15 protein-coding genes are annotated in these 19,099 nt (G+C 67.7%); 4 read left to right on the top strand and 11 right to left on the bottom strand.

Translation table 11 applies throughout. The annotated features are described in order from the left end of the window. Nucleotides 1–10: 10 nt before the first annotated feature. Nucleotides 11–841 carry an SDR family oxidoreductase gene (locus tag EV646_RS26040; protein ID WP_132152948.1) on the bottom strand — a complete coding sequence of 277 codons (831 nt, stop codon included), beginning with the start codon at nucleotides 839–841 and terminating at the stop codon, nucleotides 11–13. After that, nucleotides 838–1,827, bottom strand: coding sequence for an aldo/keto reductase (locus EV646_RS26035; protein WP_132152946.1), 990 nt, complete (start codon nucleotides 1,825–1,827; stop codon nucleotides 838–840). Before EV646_RS26035 ends, EV646_RS26040 begins: the two co-directional genes overlap by 4 nt. A gap of 97 nt (nucleotides 1,828–1,924) precedes the next feature. Between EV646_RS26035 and EV646_RS26030 the strand changes: the two genes are divergently transcribed. Genes EV646_RS26030 through EV646_RS26020 form a run of 3 tightly spaced genes read left to right on the top strand, consistent with a single transcriptional unit; the run spans nucleotide 1,925 to nucleotide 6,497 of the window. After that, nucleotides 1,925–5,020, top strand: coding sequence for an FtsX-like permease family protein (locus EV646_RS26030; RefSeq protein WP_132152944.1), 3,096 nt, complete (start codon nucleotides 1,925–1,927; stop codon nucleotides 5,018–5,020). After that, nucleotides 5,017–5,853 carry an ABC transporter ATP-binding protein gene (locus tag EV646_RS26025; RefSeq protein WP_132152942.1) on the top strand — a complete coding sequence of 279 codons (837 nt, stop codon included), beginning with the start codon at nucleotides 5,017–5,019 and terminating at the stop codon, nucleotides 5,851–5,853. Before EV646_RS26030 ends, EV646_RS26025 begins: the two co-directional genes overlap by 4 nt. Continuing rightward, the gene (locus EV646_RS26020) at nucleotides 5,850–6,497 is read left to right on the top strand and encodes an ATP-binding cassette domain-containing protein (protein WP_132152940.1); all 648 of its coding nucleotides are present in this window, start codon (nucleotides 5,850–5,852) and stop codon (nucleotides 6,495–6,497) included. Before EV646_RS26025 ends, EV646_RS26020 begins: the two co-directional genes overlap by 4 nt. On the opposite strand, the gene EV646_RS26015 is transcribed toward EV646_RS26020, so the two are convergent. The 8 genes from EV646_RS26015 to leuA all read right to left on the bottom strand — a co-directional run bounded on the left by EV646_RS26015 (nucleotide 6,492) and on the right by leuA (nucleotide 16,165). Beyond that, nucleotides 6,492–7,850: a GNAT family N-acetyltransferase gene (locus EV646_RS26015; protein ID WP_132152938.1), complete on the bottom strand. Its 1,359-nt coding sequence runs from the start codon at nucleotides 7,848–7,850 to the stop codon at nucleotides 6,492–6,494. The two genes, EV646_RS26020 and EV646_RS26015, sit on opposite strands and share 6 nt — an antisense overlap. Before the next feature lie 46 nt (nucleotides 7,851–7,896). Further along, nucleotides 7,897–9,762: an ABC transporter substrate-binding protein gene (locus EV646_RS26010; protein ID WP_132152936.1), complete on the bottom strand. Its 1,866-nt coding sequence runs from the start codon at nucleotides 9,760–9,762 to the stop codon at nucleotides 7,897–7,899. A gap of 72 nt (nucleotides 9,763–9,834) precedes the next feature. Further along, complete coding sequence (locus EV646_RS26005; RefSeq protein ID WP_132152934.1) at nucleotides 9,835–10,038, bottom strand: hypothetical protein; 204 nt, start codon at nucleotides 10,036–10,038, stop codon at nucleotides 9,835–9,837. Continuing rightward, nucleotides 10,038–11,087, bottom strand: coding sequence for an ABC transporter ATP-binding protein (locus EV646_RS26000; RefSeq protein ID WP_132152932.1), 1,050 nt, complete (start codon nucleotides 11,085–11,087; stop codon nucleotides 10,038–10,040). The genes EV646_RS26005 and EV646_RS26000 overlap by 1 nt, the downstream gene beginning before the upstream one ends. Beyond that, nucleotides 11,084–12,172, bottom strand: a complete 1,089-nt coding sequence (locus tag EV646_RS25995) for an ABC transporter ATP-binding protein (RefSeq protein ID WP_132152930.1) — start codon at nucleotides 12,170–12,172, stop codon at nucleotides 11,084–11,086. Before EV646_RS25995 ends, EV646_RS26000 begins: the two co-directional genes overlap by 4 nt. A 2-nt stretch (nucleotides 12,173–12,174) precedes the next feature. Continuing rightward, a complete protein-coding gene (locus EV646_RS25990) occupies nucleotides 12,175–13,080 on the bottom strand; it encodes an ABC transporter permease (RefSeq protein ID WP_132152928.1) in 906 nt (301 codons plus the stop codon). A 4-nt stretch (nucleotides 13,081–13,084) separates the two neighbouring features. Continuing rightward, complete coding sequence (locus EV646_RS25985) at nucleotides 13,085–14,047, bottom strand: ABC transporter permease (protein ID WP_132152926.1); 963 nt, start codon at nucleotides 14,045–14,047, stop codon at nucleotides 13,085–13,087. Nucleotides 14,048–14,491: 444 nt separating this feature from the next. Beyond that, on the bottom strand, nucleotides 14,492–16,165 hold the full coding sequence (gene leuA / locus EV646_RS25980; protein ID WP_199237209.1) for a 2-isopropylmalate synthase: 1,674 nt from the start codon (nucleotides 16,163–16,165) through the stop codon (nucleotides 14,492–14,494). Nucleotides 16,166–16,472: 307 nt separating this feature from the next. Between leuA and EV646_RS25975 the strand changes: the two genes are divergently transcribed. Further along, nucleotides 16,473–16,898: a PPOX class F420-dependent oxidoreductase gene (locus EV646_RS25975; protein ID WP_132152922.1), complete on the top strand. Its 426-nt coding sequence runs from the start codon at nucleotides 16,473–16,475 to the stop codon at nucleotides 16,896–16,898. Here EV646_RS25975 and katG read toward each other — a convergent pair. Beyond that, on the bottom strand, nucleotides 16,885–19,098 hold the full coding sequence (katG, locus tag EV646_RS25970; protein WP_132152920.1) for a catalase/peroxidase HPI: 2,214 nt from the start codon (nucleotides 19,096–19,098) through the stop codon (nucleotides 16,885–16,887). The genes EV646_RS25975 and katG overlap by 14 nt on opposite strands. Nucleotide 19,099: the final 1 nt, after the last annotated feature.

The following is a 19,099-nucleotide window of genomic DNA, read 5'->3' as shown; positions in this document are numbered from 1 at the left end:
CACCAGTCTCTCATCCGCGGGCCAGGTAATCCTCGAGGCTCAAGGGTGGTTGACCGGTGATGTCCTGTACGGCGGTCGAGACCTGACTGAGCTCGCCGCTGGCGATGGCGGCGTACGACGTGACCCAGCCGGCCACCTCCCAGGCCGGAGCGCCGTAGACCTCGCGCGACCGGTACGCCTCGTCCAGCGTCTCCGCCTCGTAGCGGACCTTGCGGCCCCACAGCCGGCTGATCAGCTCCGCGGCCTCGGCCATGGTGAAGGCGACCGGCCCGGTCAGGTCGTACGTCGCTCCGGAGTGCGCCCCGCGGTCCATCAGAATCCGCGCCGCCACCGCCGCCACGTCGTCCCGGGCGACCGCCGCCACCCGGCCGTCGCCGGCCGGGCCGCGGATCACGTCGTCCGCGCCGACGAACCCGGGGATGAAGTCGAGGTACATGTTGTCCCGGAGGAAGGTGAAGTCGACGCCGCTCCCCCGCAGGTGCTGCTCGGTGTGCCAGTGGTCCCGGGCGAAGGTGAACGTCGCCCCCGGCGCCGCGCCGGCGAACGACGTGTAGACGATCCGCCGCACCCCGGCCGCGACCGCCGCGTCGACCGTTGCCTTGTGCAACGCAACCCGATCGGCCGACTCCGACGCACTGATCAACATCAAGGTGTCGATCCCGTCCAGCGCGTCCAGTAGCGCGGCATGATCGCCGTACGACGCCTGTGCCACCTCGGCACCGGGGAGCTCCGGCGCCCGGGCCGGATCCCGGACCAGCAGTCGCTGCGGTACGCCGGAATCCGCCAGCCGGCGGGCGATCCGGGATCCCAGCTGACCGGTCGATCCGGTGACGCCGATCACTGGCCCACCAGGTCCAGCCCGCTCTGTGTGTACCGCTGTCCGGCGATCGCGTCCGCCGGGAACGCCTCGTCCAGCGCGGCCAGCTCGTCCGCGGTCAGTTCGACGTCGGCGGCGCCCAGGTTCTCGGCCAGGTACTTTCGCCGCTTCGTGCCCGGGATCGGTGCGATGTCGTTGCCCTGCGCAAGCAGCCAGGCGAGTGCGAGCTGACCGGGGCTGATGCCCTTCGACGCGGCCAGCGACTTCACCTTGTCCACCAGGTCGAGGTTGCGCTGGAAGTTCTCACCGCTGAACCGCGGCAACCCGCGCCGCATGTCGTCCGGCCCGAAGTCGTCCGGCGACTTGAGCTGCCCGGTCAGGAAGCCGCGGCCGAGCGGGCTGAACGGTACGAACCCGATGCCGAGCTCACGCAGCGCCGGCAGTACGACGGTCTCCGGGTCGCGTGTCCACAACGACCACTCGCTCTGCACCGCGCTGATCGGGTGCACCGCGTGCGCGGCCCGGACCGTGTCGCCGTTCACCTCGGACAGCCCCAGGTACCGGACCTTGCCGGCGGCAACCTGCTCGGCCATCGCGCCGACGGTCTCCTCGATCGGGATGTTCGGGTCCTTGCGGTGCAGGTACCACAGGTCCACATGATCGACCCCGAGCCGGCGCAGTGACGCGTCGATCGCTGTCCGTGCGTACTCCGGACTGCCGTCGACGACGGTCGGCGGGTCGTTGGAGTTGGTCGGCCTCTTGAAGCCGAACTTGGTCGCCAGCACCACCTGGTCGCGGCGGCCGGCCAGCGCGCGACCGACGAGCTCCTCGTTCGCGCCGTCGCCGTACACGTCGGCGGTGTCGAGGAAGGTACAGCCGGCGTCGATCGCGGCGTGCAGCGTCGCGATGGACTCGTCCTGGTCCGTCGTGACGCCGTACGACTGGGACATCCCCATGCAGCCGAGACCGAGGCAGGAAACGTTCAGATCACCGAGCTGGGATTCACGCATACCCCCGAACCTACACAACAAGTCGGTTTCGAGTGAGCGGAGTAGACCACAATTGACCGCCTGCTGTGCGTATCTTCGGGCGGGGCGAGGGGGTGGCATGTTCCTACCACAAGCGCTGCGGTACAGGTGGTCGCAGGCACTGGTGCTGGCTGGGATCAGCCTGCTGATCGGGACCTGCGCGGTGTTCGCGCCCTGGTTCGCGCGGGCCGTCGAGCAGACGGTGATGACCGAGACCTTGGCCGGGCAGCCGTTGACGGCTGCGTGGCAACTCGAGGCGCGGCCACCCAGAAGCACCACCGGCGCCGCGACAGCCGCGAAACCTGAGGACCTGGACCGGCTGATCCCGGCTGACCTCAGGCCGATCTTCACCCCGCCGTCGTATGGCCTGTACGCCGACGTCAACTGGCGGCGGCCGAGCGATCCTCCGCAACAGCAAATCGTCGGACGGTTGTTCTGGCGGGACGGGTACTGCGCCCAGCTCGTGCTGGTGGCAGGCCGCTGCCCGCAGAGCGCCAACGAGGTCGCGGTGTCCACCGTCGACCAGACGAACTACGGCTTGAAGGTCGGCACTGCCTTACGTGCCACGCCGCAGGGCTACACCGGCGGCGGCAAGCTCACCGTGGTCGGTCTCTACAAGCCCGCGGACCCACAGTCCACCTACTGGTTCGGCCGCGCACCGATCGGCTACTCCCACCTGGTGGAGTACCCGGACCCCAGTACGTCGGACTTCCTCCTCACCGACCGTACGACGTTCAACGCCGTCTGGGGGCAGCGGTCGACGCTCGACACCAGGCCGATCCCGAGCGTGGCCCGCATCGACGACCTGCAGCGGCTCCGCGACGCCACCTCCACCGTCAACGGCAACGCCGTCGAGGCGGGGCTGTTCGCTCAGAACACCTCCGGACTGATCGGCCTCGTTGACCGGGTGCAGGAGGAGCGGAAGCAGGCGACGACGATCATCCCGCTGGTGATGGTGCAGGTCGCTTTGTTCGGCGTCGTCGTACTGGCGCTGGCATTGGCCGCTGTGGTCGACCAGCGCCGTCCGGAGCTTGCAATCGCCCGGCTGCGCGGCTCCACTGCCGGACGAGCCGGCCGCTCGCTGTCTGTCGAGCTGGGGCTACCTGTCGCCGTCGGAACCCTTGCGGGCGCACTCACGGGATTCGCCCTATTGCTGATCGTACGGGCGACCTGGCTGCATCACGGAGCTCCTCTGGAACTCCCCTGGACAGTCCCGGCTGCCCTGGCGCTCGCACTGGTTGTGGGACTCGCAGTGGTGCTCGTACAGGTCCGGAACGTCGTACGGCAGCCGATCTCCGGTTTGCTACGCCGGGTCGTGCCGCGGCGGCGTAGCCGGGCTCTCGGGCTGGTAGACCTCACCATCATCGTGATGGCGTTGGCCGGGCTGGTCGCAGCGCTGACAGGTGGAGGGCGTGGGCCGCTGCCTGTCCTCACGCCGACCCTGTTGGCGCTCGCGGCTGGGTTGGCCTTCGCACATCTGCTTCTGCCGACGGCCGGTCTCGTCAGCCGGCAAGCCTTGCGGAGTGGGCGGTTTGGCCTTGCGCTGGGTGCGTTGCAGGTGTCACGCCGTCCTGCTGTCACCCGGATCGTTGCTGTCGTCGCCGTGGCCGCCGCACTGGTGTCGTTCGCCGGACAGGCCGCGTCCGTTGCCGAGCGCAACAGGGACTCACGCGCCGGGTACGAGACCGGCGCCGAGGGAGTCCTGGCGATGAACGCGGTGAGCCTCGGCGACTTCAGCGAGGCGATCGACCGAGTCGACCCGGAGCGGCGCTGGTTCACGCCGATGGTGATCTCCCGGCCGCCGTCGCCCGACTCGCTCAAGACGATGATGATCGAGCCGGACAGCTTCCGGCGGATCGCGTACCGCGGCAATCAGCTCACGGACGAATTCGGCACGCTGAAGGCGCCGAGCGAGCCCAAGCCGATCGAGATCCGCAGCGCGCAGCTGACCGTGACCGCCGCGACCAGGCCGATGAAGACCGTTGTCCCGGGGACGAGCAACGGCCAGGTCCCGCCGCCGCAGGAGCCGCCGAAGTCCGTCGTCCTGCAGGCCAATCTGGTCAGTCTGCGCAACGGCGCACGGTATCTGGTCCGCTTCCCGGCGCTGCCGCTGGTCCCGGGCAAGCCGGTCGAGCTGCGGACCCAGGTCGACTGTCTCGGGGGCTGCAGCCTGCTGAGGCTCGGGATCGGTCGCGAGCCCAACGACATGACCGGGGTTCGCGGCGACGTCTTCATCAGCAAGGTCGCCAGTGACGACCAGCCGTCGATCGCGCTCGGCCGTGCGGAGGACTGGCAGCCGGTCAAGCAGCTCGGCGCGGACCAGGGCACGATCGCCGCAACCTCTGCAGGTCAGGGCCTCACGCTCGCTGTGACCAGCCTCGGCAATGACCAGTTCCTGCAGTACGCGACCGTGCCTCAGGTCGTGCCTGCCCTGGTCACGCCCGACTTCGCGTACAACGACACGTCCACGAGCCCGGCGCTCGACGCCAGCCCGCTGCCGCTGCGCAAGCTCGACCTCAACGGCCCGGTGAACCGCTACCCCGACCACACCGCCGTCGTCGACCTGGAGACAGTACGACGTCTCGGCGGCACCGTGGACGAGTCGACGACGGACTTCGAGCTCTGGCTGAACGCCGAGGGACTGGCCAACGCTCAGAACATCATCGACCAGCTCGGCAAGGCTGGGTTCGCTGCTGAGCTCGCGGATCGCCGGGCGGACCGGATCGCGTCGTACGGGCGTTCTGCGAGTGCGCTGGCGTTGCAGCTGACGCCTGTGGTCGGTGTGGCCGGGTGGGCGCTGGCGATCGTCGTACTGCTGCTCATGGTGGTGACGTCGTGGCGGTCCCGGGCGCAGGACTACGCGAGCCTGCGTATTACCGGCGTACCGGCCAGCACGACGGGTAGGGCGGCTCGGTGGGAGCAGACCGGGCCGGTGGCGCTGGCGGTGCTGCTGGGGTCAGTGTGTGGGGTGGTCGGGGCGCAGGTCGCGTTGCCGATGATCCCGCTGTTTGCCGATGCGGGCGGGCCGATACCGCTGGAGCTGGACACCAACTGGCTGGTCGCAGTGGTGCTCTGGTTGGCCGGGACGGTGGTGCTGACCACTGCGACGCTGCTGCTGGGCACTGGGGTCAACAGACGTGCCGGCTACAGCCGGATCCGGGAGGAGCTGACGTGAGCGGTTTGGCGATCAGTACGACGGGTCTGGTGCATATCTACCGGGCTCACGGGCATGACGTGGCGGCCCTGTCCGGCATCGGCATCACTGTCCGCCCTGGCGAGCTCGTCGGATTGCTGGGGCCTTCTGGTGCCGGCAAGTCGACGCTGCTGCAACTGTGTGGCGGTCTGCTGACGCCGAGCGCTGGGCGGCTGCAGATCGGTGAGCACAACGTCGCGACGATGACTGAGGCTGAGCTCGACCGCATGCGTGCGGGCGACGTCGGCATCGTGTTGCAGGGTGCCGGACGGAACCTGATCCCGTACCTGACGCCGGCGGACAACGTGCGGTACGCACAACGCGCCGCACCTCGCGACCGCCAGCTGCCGAGCCCAGCCGACGTACTGGAGCTGGTTGGACTGCGGGAGCATGCGGATGCGGCGCTGACGTCGCTGACGCCTGGGCAGATCCAGCTGTGCGCGGTGGCGGTGGGTATCGCCACGTTCCCGGGATTGCTGCTCGCGGACGAGCCGACGAGTCAGCTGGATCATCATGCGCGGGATGAAGTACTCGCGGCGATCCGGACGATCAACGCCGAGACCGGCATGACGGTGCTGTTGATCACGCACGACCCGGAGGTGGCGGCGACACTGCCGCGCACCATCACGATCCGGGACGGCCGGATCGCATCGGAGGGTCGGTCGGGTGAGGAGTACGCCGTGGTCGCGAGCGACGGATCGTTGCCGCTGCCGCCGCACGTCGCCGAACTGCTCCCGGCTGGGACGTTGGTCCAGGTCACCACGGACGACGGTGAGATCCGGCTGACCGCGGTCGAACAGGAGGGCACGCAATGATCAGCGTCAAGGACGTGACGGTCGCGTACGGCGAACTGGTCGCGGTGGCGGACGTGTCGTTCGACGTCCCGCCTGGGTTCGTCCTCGCGGTCAGCGGGCCGTCCGGCGCCGGGAAGAGTTCGTTGCTATGGGCAATCGCCGGAGCGGTCCCGGTGCGATCGGGCAAGGTCGTCGTGGACGGGCTGGTGATCGCGGACCGCCCGTCGGCCGCGGCGCATGGCGTCGTACTGATTCCGCAGGGGAACGGGTTGGCGCGGGTGCTGACCGCGCGGGAGAACCTGTCGCTGCCGCTGCTCACCGAACGCAAGCCGGCCGAGGATGTCGAGCGGGTGATCGAGAAGTCGCTGACCGACGTGGGACTGGCCGAGAGCGGGGATCACCTGGTCGAGGAGTTGTCCGGTGGTGAGCAGCAGCGGGTCGCGGTGGCCCGCGGAATCGCTCAGCAGGGCAAGGTGATTCTGGCCGACGAGTCCACCAGCGAACTCGACGGCACCAATCGCGAACGCGTCGTCGACCTGCTCCGTGCGGAGGCGCACCGCGGCGCCGCCGTCGTCATCGCCACCCACGACTCCACCGTCGCCGACTCCGCCGACGGCCACGCTGTGATGGACGAGGGCCGCCTGACCTGGGTACGGCGGCTATAGGCCTAGGGGCACGGGGGTTGTGGGTGGGCCATGCTGTAACAGCTCCTGGACCAGCGCCGGGAGGGAGCGCGGTGAGAAGCGGCCGTCGTGGGTCTGTAATTCCTCCAGGGTCCACCAGCGGTCGCCGTGGAAGTCTTCGGCGGTGAAGGGATCGGTGCGGACGAGGAAGTAGTCGTTGATGACGCCGTCGTAGCCGGCAGCGTGGCCCTCGGCAACTACTTCCTGATGCCAGAGGTGCGGTGCGTCGGGGGGTGCTTCCAGGCCGGGTGTAGCCCAGATCGGGCCGCTGGGGAACTCGAAGCGGACCAGCAGGATGCGGTCGTCAGGATCGAGTACGACGGCCCGCGCGGCTGGCCGCAGTCGGGGATAGGTGAGCTCCAGCTCGCGGTGCTGTTCGACCACGCGGAAACCGAAGCGGTTGTTGACCTTCTGCATCGCCGTGTTCGACAACGCGGTCCAGGTGTGCAGGAAGCGCTGGCCCTTCCGGTGCTTTGCCAGCTGATCGAGGTTGGCCAGCTTCAGCTGCGTGCCGAGGTTGTGCCCGCGATGCTCGCGCAGGACCAAGGTGTCGTCTTGCTGCGCATGCGCCGCGTCCGCCCGCGGCAAGTAGATCAACGTGTACCCGGCCGGCGCGCCGTCCGAAGTGTGCGCCATCGTGACGAGAGCGAGGTAATTCCGGTCGATCCTTTGCTCACTCGCCTCCAGCTTCTCCACCGTCCACGGCACGTTCTCCCGCGTCATCCCACCCGTGGGTACGTCGAGATCCATCGCCGTGTGCAGATCGGCGTACGCCTGCTGATGCTCCGGCGGACACATCCCCGCCCAGGACGTGAGCCGATAGCCCTTCAACGGGCCGGCTTCAGCTCTCAGATCGTCCAGGCGTAGCTCGTCGTACGGCAGCGGTACGACGAGATGGTCCTCGACATGCTCGACGGTGAAGCCGATGCGCGCAGCGAACGACGCACCAGGCCATGGGTCAGCGGGGACGCCGAGTTCGGCCTGGAAGATGGTCCGCCCGAGAGTCGCCGCCCGCGTGACGGCCCACTGCCACAGTGCCCGGCCGATACCGCGACGCCGATGCTCCGGCGGTACGTCGATCTCGACCTCGACCGTGTCCAGGTTGTCGCTCAGCCGGTACTCGAAGAGCATCGCGCCGAGCACCCTGTCGTCCTCGAACGCGCCGACCGCCAGCCGCCGCTTCAGCGGTCCCGGATTGCGCAGCGACCAGCCGAGCGTCTCCCGCCCGACCACCAGCGCCGCTTCGCGTCCCGCGACCGCGCCGGCCCGGAGTACGTCGTACCACTCGTCGAACAGGGCCAGGTCGGCCGGGTCGATCTCGCGCACGATGATCACCCGGCCGACCCAACCAGACAAACGGGTCAGCCCGCCAGCCGGTAACTCAGACGGGGGTGACCTTGCCCTGGTACATGTACATGATGACGAAGTTGTCGGCGTACGGTGCGTTCTTCAGGATCGGGTCGTCGTCCGCCGGGAACTTAGCGACCCGCTTCCCTTCCAGCGCCGGGTTGTTACCGTAGCGCTCCCAGAGCGGGATGATCGGGAGCAACTCGTTGAACGCCACCGCCGCGGCGGTGATGTTCTTCTTCTGCTCGTCGAGGTTCAGGCCCTGGGCCGACTTGTCCACCACGGACTGCATGTCGATCGGACCGGCCGCAGTGGTCTGCTTGAGCGGGAAGTTCATGCCCTTGCCGCCCGTGTTCGCCGCGATGACGTAGTTGAACGTGTACAGGTCCTGGACGTACGCGAAGTACGGGTGCGGGTGGCTCGAGGCGCCCCAGCCCTGAATGGCGATGTCGAACTTCCCGGCCAGCACGTCGGGGTTCAGCTGGGTGAAGGTGATGCCCCGCTTGGTGATGTTGAACCCGAACTTGTTCAGCTGGTCGGCCGCGTTGGTGGCGGCCGGGTTCCAGTCGGCGAACTCGGTCGGGAACTTGAGGTCGTACGCCGCGGGCTTGCCGGACGGCAGCATCCACTTGTCGCCGGACTTCTTCCAGCCGGCCGCCTGCAGCAGCTGGGTGGCCTTGGCCTCGTCCTTCTCGTAGGCGTTCAGCTTCTTCTGGTCGGCGTCGGAGATCCAGTCGGGGACGAGGATGTCGGAGAAGCCGGCCATGAACTTGCAGGCCTTGCCCGAGTCGCCGAGCGCGACGGTGCCGTTCTCGTTGCGGTCGAGCACGTAAGCGATCGCCTGCCGCACCCGCGCGTCGGCGAGCTCCGGGTGCGTGGTGTAGTTGAACACCAGCGCGGGACCCGAGTACACCGGTGGGCGGAGGATCCGGAACCCGTTGGACTCGAACGTCTTCTCGCTGGCCACCGCGAAGCCGTGGGTGGCGTAGTCGACGTCCTTGTTCATCACGACCGGCGTGACGTCGGAGGTCTCGCCGTTGTACAGAACGACCTTGGTGAAGCCGATCTTGTCGGCGAACAGGCCCTTGTCGTTCTTGACCAGGGTCATCTGGGCGTTGGTCATGCTCTTCGGGTCGTAGTTGAACGGACCCGACACGGGCGGGTTCTCCGGCCGCAACTTCTGGAAGTCGCCGTTCAGCTTCTTGCCCTCGGCGCTGTCCAGGCTGGTGTTGGCCTTCCGCAGGGCCTCGGCCTTGGTGGCCCACTCACCGTAGACGGAGCTGGGCAGGATCGGTGCCCGGAGGATGAAGCGCTCGAGCACCGTCGACGGGGTGCCGATGGTGAACAGCACTGTGGTGTCGTCCTGGGCCTTGACGTCGGACAGGAATGTCCACGACTGCTGGCGCATCAGCCAGTGCAGGTTGAACGTGTCCACGACGTCCTTGGCGGTGACCGGCTTGCCGTCACTCCAGGTCAGGCCGGAGCGGAGCTTCATGGTGTAGGTGTTGGCCGCCGCGTCCAGCGAGCTGGACTCGGCCATCATGTATTCCCACTTCTTCTCCGCCCAGTAGTACAACCCGCCGCTCGGGTAGATCAGGTCCTGGTACGGGCTGTTCGTCATCTGGATGCCGTCGGTGACGCCGGGGCCCATGTTGAAGTGGCCCTTCGGCGGCAGCTGGTAGGGATACGCGCCGTGGAATTCCTTGTCGCCGCCCTTGTTGCCGCCCCCTTCGTTGCTGTTCGGGGAGCTCGGCGAACACGCCGTCAGCGACCCGATGCCGGCCGCGCCGACACCGGCGATACCGAACAGCTGGAGCACGTGCCGGCGGGAGATCGCGTTGGACAGGGCGCTGACGCCCGGTCCGTCGGTGCCGGAATCGTTGGTGCCGGTGGGACTCATTCCTTCGTCCTTTCTGATCTGACCGCACGCCCATGCGGGTCAGGCACTACTGGTTTGAGGTACTGCTGATTGCTAACTGCCCTCGCGTTTTTCCCGCCGCCGGGTCAGGAGGACCGCGGCGACGACGATCAGGCCCAGTAGCAGGCCCAAACACAAGGTGAACAGGGTGACGACGAACTCCGGCGTACCGGGCGTCAGCGTGAACAGCAGAACCACGCTGGCCAGCACCAGGAACGTCGCCCAGCCGAGCGCGACCCGGCCGATCTGGGAGGTCATCAGGTCGCCGGCGGATCCGGCCGGAGTACGTCGGCGCCGTCGCGGGCCACCACATGGCACGCGGCCGACTGCCCGGACCGTATTTCGACCAGTTCGGGTACGACGCCGTCGCACAGACCGCCCTCGAACAGCGGGCAGCGCGGATGGAACGAGCACCCGGGTGGCAGGTGCGCCAGGCTCGGGATCTCCAGGCTGCGCAGCGATCCCAGGCCCTTGGTCTTCGTCAGGTCGGGATCGGGTTCGGGGATCGCGTCGATCAGCGCCCGGGTGTAGGGATGGGTGGGCGCGTTGATGATCTTCGGGGTCGGGCCGAACTCGACGATCCGGCCCAGGTACATCACCGCGGTCTTCCCGTGCCAGCCGAAGTACTTCGCGATCGCCAGGTCGTGGGTGATGAACAGGAAACCGACGCCGAGGTCGTCGCGCAGCCGTCCGAGCATCGCCAGCACGCTGATCCGGATCGACACGTCCAGCATCGAGGTCGACTCGTCCGCGATGATGATCTTCGGGTCCAGCGTCAGCGCTCGGGCCACCGAGGCCCGCTGTCGCTGGCCGCCGGACAACTGGTGCGGGTACTTCGTCAGGAAGTTCTCGGGCGGCGTCAGGTCGACCTTCGTCAGCAGTTCCGCAGCCCGGGCGGCGGCTGCCTTGCCGCCCTTGACCACACCGTGCTTGAGCAGCGGCGCGGTGAGCGTCTGCTGGACGGTCCGGGTCGGGTTCAGCGAGGCGTACGGATCCTGGTGGACGTACTGCACGCTGCGCCGGAACGTGCTGAAGTCACGCCGGTTCATCGACCAGATGTCGGTGCCATCGAAGTCCACCTGACCGTTGGTCGGCTTGGCCAGCCCGGCGGCCATCCGCGCCGCGGTCGTTTTGCCGGAGCCGCTCTCGCCGACCAGGCAGAGCACCTCGCCGGGGTTGATCGACAGGTCGACCTGGTTCACGGCGTGGATCGGTCCCGCCTTGGTGTCGAACACCTGGCTGACACCCGCGAGCGTCATCAGTGGCGTGCGTCCCTCGGCCGCCGGGGCGGTCTCCATCGCGCTCATGAGGCTGTCCCCAACTCGTTGTTCGGCGCCGGTCGATCTAGGTGCACCTCTTTGTAGTGAATGCAGGCCACCTCGTGGCCGTCACCCGGCTGATCGCTGACCGGGACCAGCGGCGGATCCTCGGCTTTGCACTCCTCGGTGGCGTACTTGCAGCGCGGGTTGAACTTGCAGCCCGGCGGCAACGCGGCAAGGCTGGGCGGACCGCCCGGGATCGACTCGAGGTCCGGCAGGTCGCCGACGATCGGCGGCACCGCCTTGATCAGGCCCAGCGTGTACGGGTGCCGCGGTTTGTAGAACATGTCCCGGACGCCACCGGTCTCGACGATGCGGCCGGCGTACATGGTGGCGACCCGGTCGGCGAGCTCGGCGGCGAGCGACAGATCGTGGGAGATGAAGATCATCGAGAAGCCGAGCCGCTCGCGCACCTCGTGCAGGACGTCGACGATGGATCGCTGGGTGAGGATGTCGAGGGCCGTGGTCGGCTCGTCCAGGATCAGCACCTCCGGCTCGAGCAGCAGGCTCATCGCGATCAGCACGCGCTGCCGCATCCCGCCGGACAGTTCGTGCGGATAGCAGTCCATCACCCGCGCCGGCTCCAGCCGCACCAGGCGGAGCAGCTCTGCGGCCCGGTCCTCGATCTCCTTGCGGGTGGCCTTGGTGTGTGCGCGCATCGTGTCGTGCATGTGCGCGCGAATCTTCAGCACCGGGTTGAACGCGTTCATCGCGCCCTGGAAGACCATCGCCGCGTCCCGCCAGCGGAACTGCCGCAGGTCGCGCCCGTCCAGGCCGAGGACGTCGATCTCCGTGCCGTCGCCGCGGTTGAAGGTGACCTTGCCGGAGGCGTGGCCCAGCCGCGGCAGCAACCGCAGCAGGCCGAGCCCGAACGTCGTCTTGCCACAACCGCTCTCCCCGACCAGCGCCAGGCTTTCGCCGGGGTAGAGATCGAGGTCGACACCGCGGACAGCCTGCACCGTGGTGCCGGCCCCGGTCCGGTACTCGACGTTGAAGTCGCGGACGGACAGCAGTGGCTTGCCCTGGCCGCCGCGGACGGCGCGGGGGGCGCTCGGAGAGGTCGTAGTCACCATGCTCACCGATCCCGGAGTCGTGGGTTGAGGATTTCCTCGAGGGATCTCGTCATCATCACCAGTCCGAGCAGCAGCAGGATGATCGCGATGATGGGGCTGAGGATCCACGCCAGGCTGTTGTCGTTGAAGATTGCGCCGGCGATCCAGGCGCGGTTGAGCATGATGCCCCAGTTCGACCCGGTCAGCGGCGCGAGACCGAGCAGGTAGAGGCCGACCAACTGGTAGATCGCATTCGTCACGCCGATCATGAAGTTCATCAGGATGAAGCTGGCCATGTTCGGCAGGATCTCGACGAACACCACCCGGGGCGTCCCGAGATCCAGCAGCCGGGCGGCTTCGACGAACTCACGTTCTTTCAGCGAGAACACCTGGGCTCGCACTGCCCGGGTCAGGACCGGCCAGGCCAGGCCGCCGACCAGCAGCGCGAGCAGGATCGGCGAGTCGAGCTTGAAGAACGCGCCGAGCACCGCGAGCAGGACGATCTGTGGGATCGTCAGGAAGACGTCGGTCAGGGTGACCACCACCGAGTCGACCCAACCGCCGAGGTAGGCGGCCAGCGAACCGAGGACGATCGCCAGCGCGGTGGAGATCGCCGCGGCGACGAAGCCGACGAAGATCACGGTCCGGCCGCCGCCGATCATCTGGATCAGCACGTCCTTGCCCTCGTTGTCGGTGCCGAGCAGATGCCCGGGCGTGCCGGCCGGGAGCAGGATCTCCTTGACGTTCGGCGCCACTTCCGGGGTGAAGAAGGGCACGATCGCGGTGATCAGCACCATCAGGGCCACGATCACGAAGCCGATGAACCCGGCCGGGCTGCGGCGCAACGAGCTGAGGATGCCGCCGAAGCGGGAGACGCCGGTCGTCCCGATAGCGGACGCCGCGTCAGTGGCGGCTATGGTGTCTGCCATCTCGTCACCCCTTGGCCTTGCCGCTGACCCGGATCCGCGGATCGAGCCGGCTGTAGAGGAGGTCGGCGAGCAGGTTCGCCGCCACCACTGAGATCGTGATGACCAGGAAGATCCCCTGCAGCACCGGGTAGTCGCGACCGTTGACCGCGTTGAAAAGGATGAATCCGATGCCCTGGTAGCCGAAGATCTTCTCCACGAAGATCGCGCCGCCGACGACGAACCCGAGCGACACGGCGAGCTGGCTGAACAACGGCAGCACGGCGTTGCGCCCGACGTACCCGGTCCGGATGCGGGAGTCGGACAGGCCGCGGGCCCGCGCGACGGTCACGTAGTCCTCGCCAAGGGTCTCCACCGTGGACGACTTCATCACCAGAGCCCAGGAACCGACCGTGGTCAGCGTGTAGGCGAGGATCGGCAGCGTCGCGTGGTACAGGATGTCGTTCAGGAAGCTCAGGCTGAACGAGGGTTCCACACCTGCTGTGTACGAGCCGCGGGCCTCGGTCAGGTTGAACCACTGCAGTTTCACGCCGAGGAAGACCACGATCAGGATCGCGAGGATGTAGTTCGGGATCGCGTGCAGCAGCGCACCCAGTCCGCTGAGCAGGTGGTCGATCCAGCTCTCCCGGCGGTAGGCCATGATCATGCCGGCCACGATGCCGATGATGAAGCTGATGATCGTCGCGACGCCGACCGAGAACAGCGTCCACGGCAGGTAGGTCTTGATCACCTCGGCCACGCTGGTGCCCGGTGACAGGAGTGAGTTGCCGAAATCGCCGTGCAGCAGGTTGAGCATGTACGTGACGTACTGCTGGATCAGCGGCTGATCCGGATCCAGCGAGAACAGGTTCTTGGCCTGCGCGGCGGCCGCGTCGTAGGAGATACCGGTCTGCGCGATCTGGGTCTGGATGTAGGTGTCGACCGGGTTGCCCGGTAGCAACCGGACCATGAAGAACGTCCCGGTCGTCATGATGAAAACGGTCAGGACCGCTTTCGCGATTCTTCGGACCAGCCAGGCCTGCAGGAAACGCTTCGCGGGCGACGGTCTCGGTTCTGCGACCGGCCCTTCGATCAGCTTCCTAGCCGGTGTCTCGACCGCACCGCCCACTGCTCACCTCCAAGGACTACTGAACGACCTGGCCCCCGGTGACACGCTTTAGTAAGAAACACTGCCTTGCAAGGATCTGCGCACAGTGTGGTCAGTCTGCGCAACGACATACACCGAGTCAACAGATTCGCTCGACTCGTTGTCACGTGTATCGAATCGTGAATATTCGGTTGCCCTGTGCATTAAGGACGCGACACTCCGTACGTATACCGGCATAGCCCACCGGCAAAGATGGTGGGCTACGAGCGGCCTATACCGGCATAGCCCGCCACCTTCAAAAGGTGGCGGGCTATGGGAGGTAGGTGGCTAACGGGTGGCGCGGTTGATGGCGGAGACGACTGCCTTCAGGGAGGCGGTGAGGATGTTGGCGTCGCGGCCGACGCCCCAGTAGACGTCGTCGCCGACCTCGCACTCGACGTACGCCGCGGCGAGTGCGTCACCGCCGGCCGAGAGGGCGTGCTCGTGGTAGTCCAGCACGCGTACGTCGTACTTCAGCGGCTTGATCGCGTCGACGAAGGCCGACACCGGGCCGTTGCCCTCGCCGGACAGCTCGTGCGGGACGCCGTTGGAGTAGACCTGGACGCGGAGCTGGTCGCCCTGGCCCTCGCCGGAGGACGAGTTGACCGTCAGCAGCGACAGCTTGCCCGGGGCAAGGTACTCGGCCGCGAAGATGTCCCACATCTGCTGCGGGCCGACCTCGCCGCCCTCGGAGTCGGTGTGCTGCTGGATCACCCGGCTGAACTCGATCTGCAGCCGGCGCGGCAGGTCGAGGCGGTGCTCCGACTTCATGATGTACGCGACGCCGCCCTTGCCGGACTGCGAGTTGACCCGGATGACCGCCTCGTACGACCGGCCGACGTCCTTCGGATCGATCGGCAGGTACGGCGCCTCCCAGGTGATCTCCGACACCGGTCGGCCCTCGGCCGCCGCCTGCTTGTCCAGCGCCTCCAGGCCCTTCTTGATGGCGTCCTGGTGCGAGCCGGAGAAGGCGGTGTAGACCAGGTCACCGGCGTACGGCTGCCGCTCGGGGACGCGCATCTGCGTGCAGTACTCGACCGTACGGCGGATCTCGTCGATGTCGGAGAAGTCGATCTGCGGGTCGATGCCCTGGCTGAACAGGTTCATCCCCAGGGTGACCAGGTCGACGTTGCCGGTCCGCTCGCCGTGGCCGAACAGGCAGCCCTCGACCCGGTCGGCGCCGGCCATCAGGGCCAGCTCGGTCGCGGCGACCGCCGTACCGCGGTCGTTGTGCGGGTGCAGGCTGATGGTGCTGTGCTCGCGCCGGGTCAGGAAGCGGGCGAACCACTCGATCTGGTCGGCGTACACGTTCGGGGTGGACATCTCGACCGTGGCCGGCAGGTTCAGGATGATCTCCCGGCCCTCGGCCGGCTGCCACTGGTCGCTGACCGCCTCACAGACCTCGAGCGCGAACTCCAGCTCGGTGCCGGTGAAGATCTCCGGGCTGTACTGGTAGCCGAACTCGCAGTCGCCCAGCATGTCGTCGGCGTACTTCATCACCGTCTCGGTGCCGCGGACCGCGATCGCCAGGCACTCGGCCTTGTCCACGTTGAAGACGACCCGGCGGAACAGCGGCGCGGTCGCGTTGTAGAGGTGGATGGTCGCCTTCGGCGAGCCCTGCAGCGACTGCACGGTCCGCTCGATCAGCTCCTCGCGCGCCTGGGTCAGCACCGAGATGGTGACGTCGTCGGGGATGACGTCCTCTTCGATCAGGCTGCGGACGAAGTCGAAGTCGTACTGGCTGGCACTCGGGAAACCGACCTCGATCTCCTTGTAGCCCATCTTCACCAGCAGGTCGAACATCCGCCGCTTGCGGGCCGGCGACATCGGCTCGACCAGCGCCTGGTTGCCGTCGCGGAGGTCGGTGGACAGCCAGCGCGGGGTCCGGTCGACCGACTTGGCAGGCCAGGTGCGGTCCGGCAGGTCGATCGGGGGGAACGGCCGGTAGCGCTGGATCGGCATACCGGACGGTTGCTGGACGGGCTTGGGCTGGTTCTGGGGTGCCACTGGAGTTCTCCTCGGGAGGGGTGCTACTGCTCAGGGTCGCTCGGACGACCGGCGCACGACCAAACTCCGCGGCGAGGGAACCGGCCTTGTCAGGCCTCGCCGCGGCAGCGAAGGAGGAGAAGCTGGTGCCGCATGATGCCAGGCAGTTTATGCACAACCGGGGCGCGGCGTCGAACTCGGGGTCTCGACCGGCGAGACCCTGCGGGAGATGCGGGAGTGATCACTTGCGCTCAAGAGCACTTGAATTCCTAGGCTGACGGGCATGACTGATTCCCTTGCGGACCGGCTGGGCGGGCACGGTCTGGGTGTGCTCGTGACCATCAAGCGCGACGGCCGGCCGCAGTTGTCGAATGTGACCTATGTGTACGACCCTCCGCGGCGGCGGATCGTCGTTTCGCTCACCGACGACCGGGCCAAGACGAAGAACCTGCGGCGTGATCCGCGGGCCAGCCTGTACGTCGACGGGCCGCGCGGGCGCTCGTACGTCGTACTGGAAGGCAAGGCGGAGCTCAGCCCGGTGGCTGCCGATCCGTACGACGAGGTGGTCGAGCAGCTCGTCGAGTACTACCGGACGGCCTCCGGCGAGCACCCGGACTGGGACGACTACCGGGCGGCGATGGTCCGCGACAAGCGGCTGGTCTTCTCGATGACCATCGACCACGCGTACGGGATGCCTATGCCCTCCTGAGGTCGAACCGGTCGAGCTCCATCACCTTGACCCAGGCCGCGACGAAGTCCGCCACGAACTTGTCCTGAGCGTCGGCGCTCGCGTACACCTCCGAGAGGGACCGGAGCTGCGAGTTGGCGCCGAAGACGAGGTCGACGGCGGTGGCCGTCCACTTGAGCTCGCCGGTGGCGACGTCCCGGATCTCGAAGACGTTCTCCTCCGACTCCGATGCCTTCCATTCGGCGCCGGCGGCCAGCAGGTTGACGAAGAAGTCGTTGGTCAGCGTGCCAACCCGGTCGGTGAAGACGCCATGCTGCGCACCACCGACGTTGGCGCCCAGCGCACGCAGGCCTCCGACCAGGACCGTCAGCTCCGGGGCAGTCAGGGTCAGCATGTACGCGCGGTCGAGCAGCAGCGTCTCCGGCGAGAGCTTCTCCTCGGCCCGGAGGTAGTTGCGGAAACCGTCCGCCCTCGGCTCGAGTACGGCGAACGAGTCGACGTCGGTCTGCTCCTGGGACGCGTCCGTCCGGCCAGGGTGGAACGGGACGGTGATGCTGTGCCCGGCATTGCGCGCAGCCTGCTCGACGGCCGCCGTACCGCCAAGGACGATGAGGTCGGCCAGCGAGACCTGCTTGCCGCCGGTCTGTGAGCTGTTGAAGTCCTGCTGGATCTGTTCGAGGGTCTGCAGCGCCTTGTCCAGCTCGGCCGGCTCGTTCACCTCCCAGCTGCGCTGCGGCTCCAGCCGGATGCGGGCTCCGTTGGCACCACCGCGCTTGTCGGTCCCGCGGAAGCTCGCGGCGGCTGCCCACGCGGTCGACACCAGCTGCGAGACCGACAGGCCGGAGGCGAGGAGCTTCTCCTTGAGTGCCGCGATGTCGTCGGCATCGATCAGCTCGTGGTCGACGGCCGGGACGGGGTCCTGCCACAACTGCGGCTCGGGAACCCACGGACCGAGGAAGCGCGACACCGGACCCATGTCGCGGTGGAGCAGCTTGTACCAGGCCTTCGCGAACGCCAGTGCGAACTCTTCCGGGTTGTCCCGGAAGCGCTGCGAGATCGGCCCGTAGACAGGGTCGAGGCGCAGCGACAGGTCGGTCGTCAGCATCGTCGGCTCGCGCTTCTTGGACGGGTCGTGCGCGTCGGGCACCGTCTCCTCGGCGTCCTTCGCGACCCATTGGTGAGCTCCGGCCGGGCTCTTGGTCAGCTCCCACTCGTGGCCGAACAGGTTCTCGAAGAAGCCGTTCCCGAACCGGGTCGGCGTGCTGGTCCAGGTCACCTCGAGACCGCTGGTGATCGCGTCGGCGCCCTTGCCGGTGCCGTAGGTGCTCTGCCATCCCAAGCCCTGCGCCTGGAGCGGCGCGGCCTCGGGCTCGGGACCGACGTTCTCGGCCGGACCGGCGCCGTGGGTCTTGCCGAACGAGTGCCCGCCGGCGATCAGAGCCACCGTCTCCTCGTCGTTCATCGCCATCCGGGCGAACGTGTCGCGGATGTCGCGCGCCGCGGCGAGCGGGTCCGGGTTGCCGTTCGGGCCTTCCGGGTTCACATAGATCAGACCCATCTGGACAGCACCGAACGGTTTGGCCAGCTCCCGGTCGCCGCTGTAGCGCTCGTCGCCGAGCCAAGTGTCCTCCGGGCCCCAGTAGATCTCCTCCGGCTCCCAGACGTCCTCCCGGCCGAACCCGAAGCCGAAGGTGCGGAAGCCCATGTCCTCCAGGGCTACGTTGCCGGCCAGCACCAGCAGGTCGGCCCAGGAGATCTTTCGCCCATGCTTCTGCTTGACCGGCCACAGCAGCCGGCGGGCCTTGTCCAGGTTGGCGTTGTCGGGCCAGCTGTTCAGCGGCGCGAACCGCTGGGCGCCGTCACCCGCTCCACCGCGGCCGTCCTCGATCCGGTAGGTGCCGGCCGCGTGCCAGCTCATCCGGATGAACAACGGGCCGTAATGACCGAAGTCGGCCGGCCACCAGTCCTGCGACGTACGCATCACCTCCACGATGTCGCGTTTGAGCTCGTCGACGTCGAGCTTCTTGAACTCCTCGGCGTAGTCGAAGCCGTCTTCCATCGGATTCGACCGGGTCGCGTGTGGGTGCAGAACCGAGAGGTCCAGCTGGTTTGGCCACCAGTCCCGGTTCGTCCGCGGCCGGCTCACCTTGGGAGTCGGTGAATCGATGGCAGGGTTTTCGCTCTCGCTGCCGTGGGGGGTAACGCCGGACGTGTCGGACATG

The sequence above is a fragment of the Kribbella antiqua genome (genome assembly GCF_004345665.1).
GTDB classification, from domain to species: domain Bacteria; phylum Actinomycetota; class Actinomycetes; order Propionibacteriales; family Kribbellaceae; genus Kribbella; species Kribbella antiqua.
The sequence above is the reverse complement of the archived record's forward strand: the minus strand, read 5'-3'. Positions and strand labels throughout refer to the sequence as shown.

Coding starts and splice junctions, on each gene's coding strand:
- EV646_RS26035 (WP_132152946.1), bottom strand. CDS start 1,827: ATGCGTGAATCCCAGCTCGGTGATCTGAACGTTTCCTGCCTCGGTCTC.
- EV646_RS26030 (WP_132152944.1), top strand. CDS start 1,925: ATGTTCCTACCACAAGCGCTGCGGTACAGGTGGTCGCAGGCACTGGTG.
- EV646_RS26020 (WP_132152940.1), top strand. CDS start 5,850: ATGATCAGCGTCAAGGACGTGACGGTCGCGTACGGCGAACTGGTCGCG.
- EV646_RS26010 (WP_132152936.1), bottom strand. CDS start 9,762: ATGAGTCCCACCGGCACCAACGATTCCGGCACCGACGGACCGGGCGTC.
- EV646_RS26005 (WP_132152934.1), bottom strand. CDS start 10,038: ATGACCTCCCAGATCGGCCGGGTCGCGCTCGGCTGGGCGACGTTCCTG.
- EV646_RS26000 (WP_132152932.1), bottom strand. CDS start 11,087: ATGAGCGCGATGGAGACCGCCCCGGCGGCCGAGGGACGCACGCCACTG.
- EV646_RS25995 (WP_132152930.1), bottom strand. CDS start 12,172: ATGGTGACTACGACCTCTCCGAGCGCCCCCCGCGCCGTCCGCGGCGGC.
- EV646_RS25990 (WP_132152928.1), bottom strand. CDS start 13,080: ATGGCAGACACCATAGCCGCCACTGACGCGGCGTCCGCTATCGGGACG.
- EV646_RS25985 (WP_132152926.1), bottom strand. CDS start 14,047: ATGACGACCGGGACGTTCTTCATGGTCCGGTTGCTACCGGGCAACCCG.
- leuA (WP_199237209.1), bottom strand. CDS start 16,165: ATGCCGATCCAGCGCTACCGGCCGTTCCCCCCGATCGACCTGCCGGAC.
- EV646_RS25975 (WP_132152922.1), top strand. CDS start 16,473: ATGACTGATTCCCTTGCGGACCGGCTGGGCGGGCACGGTCTGGGTGTG.
- katG (WP_132152920.1), bottom strand. CDS start 19,098: ATGTCCGACACGTCCGGCGTTACCCCCCACGGCAGCGAGAGCGAAAAC.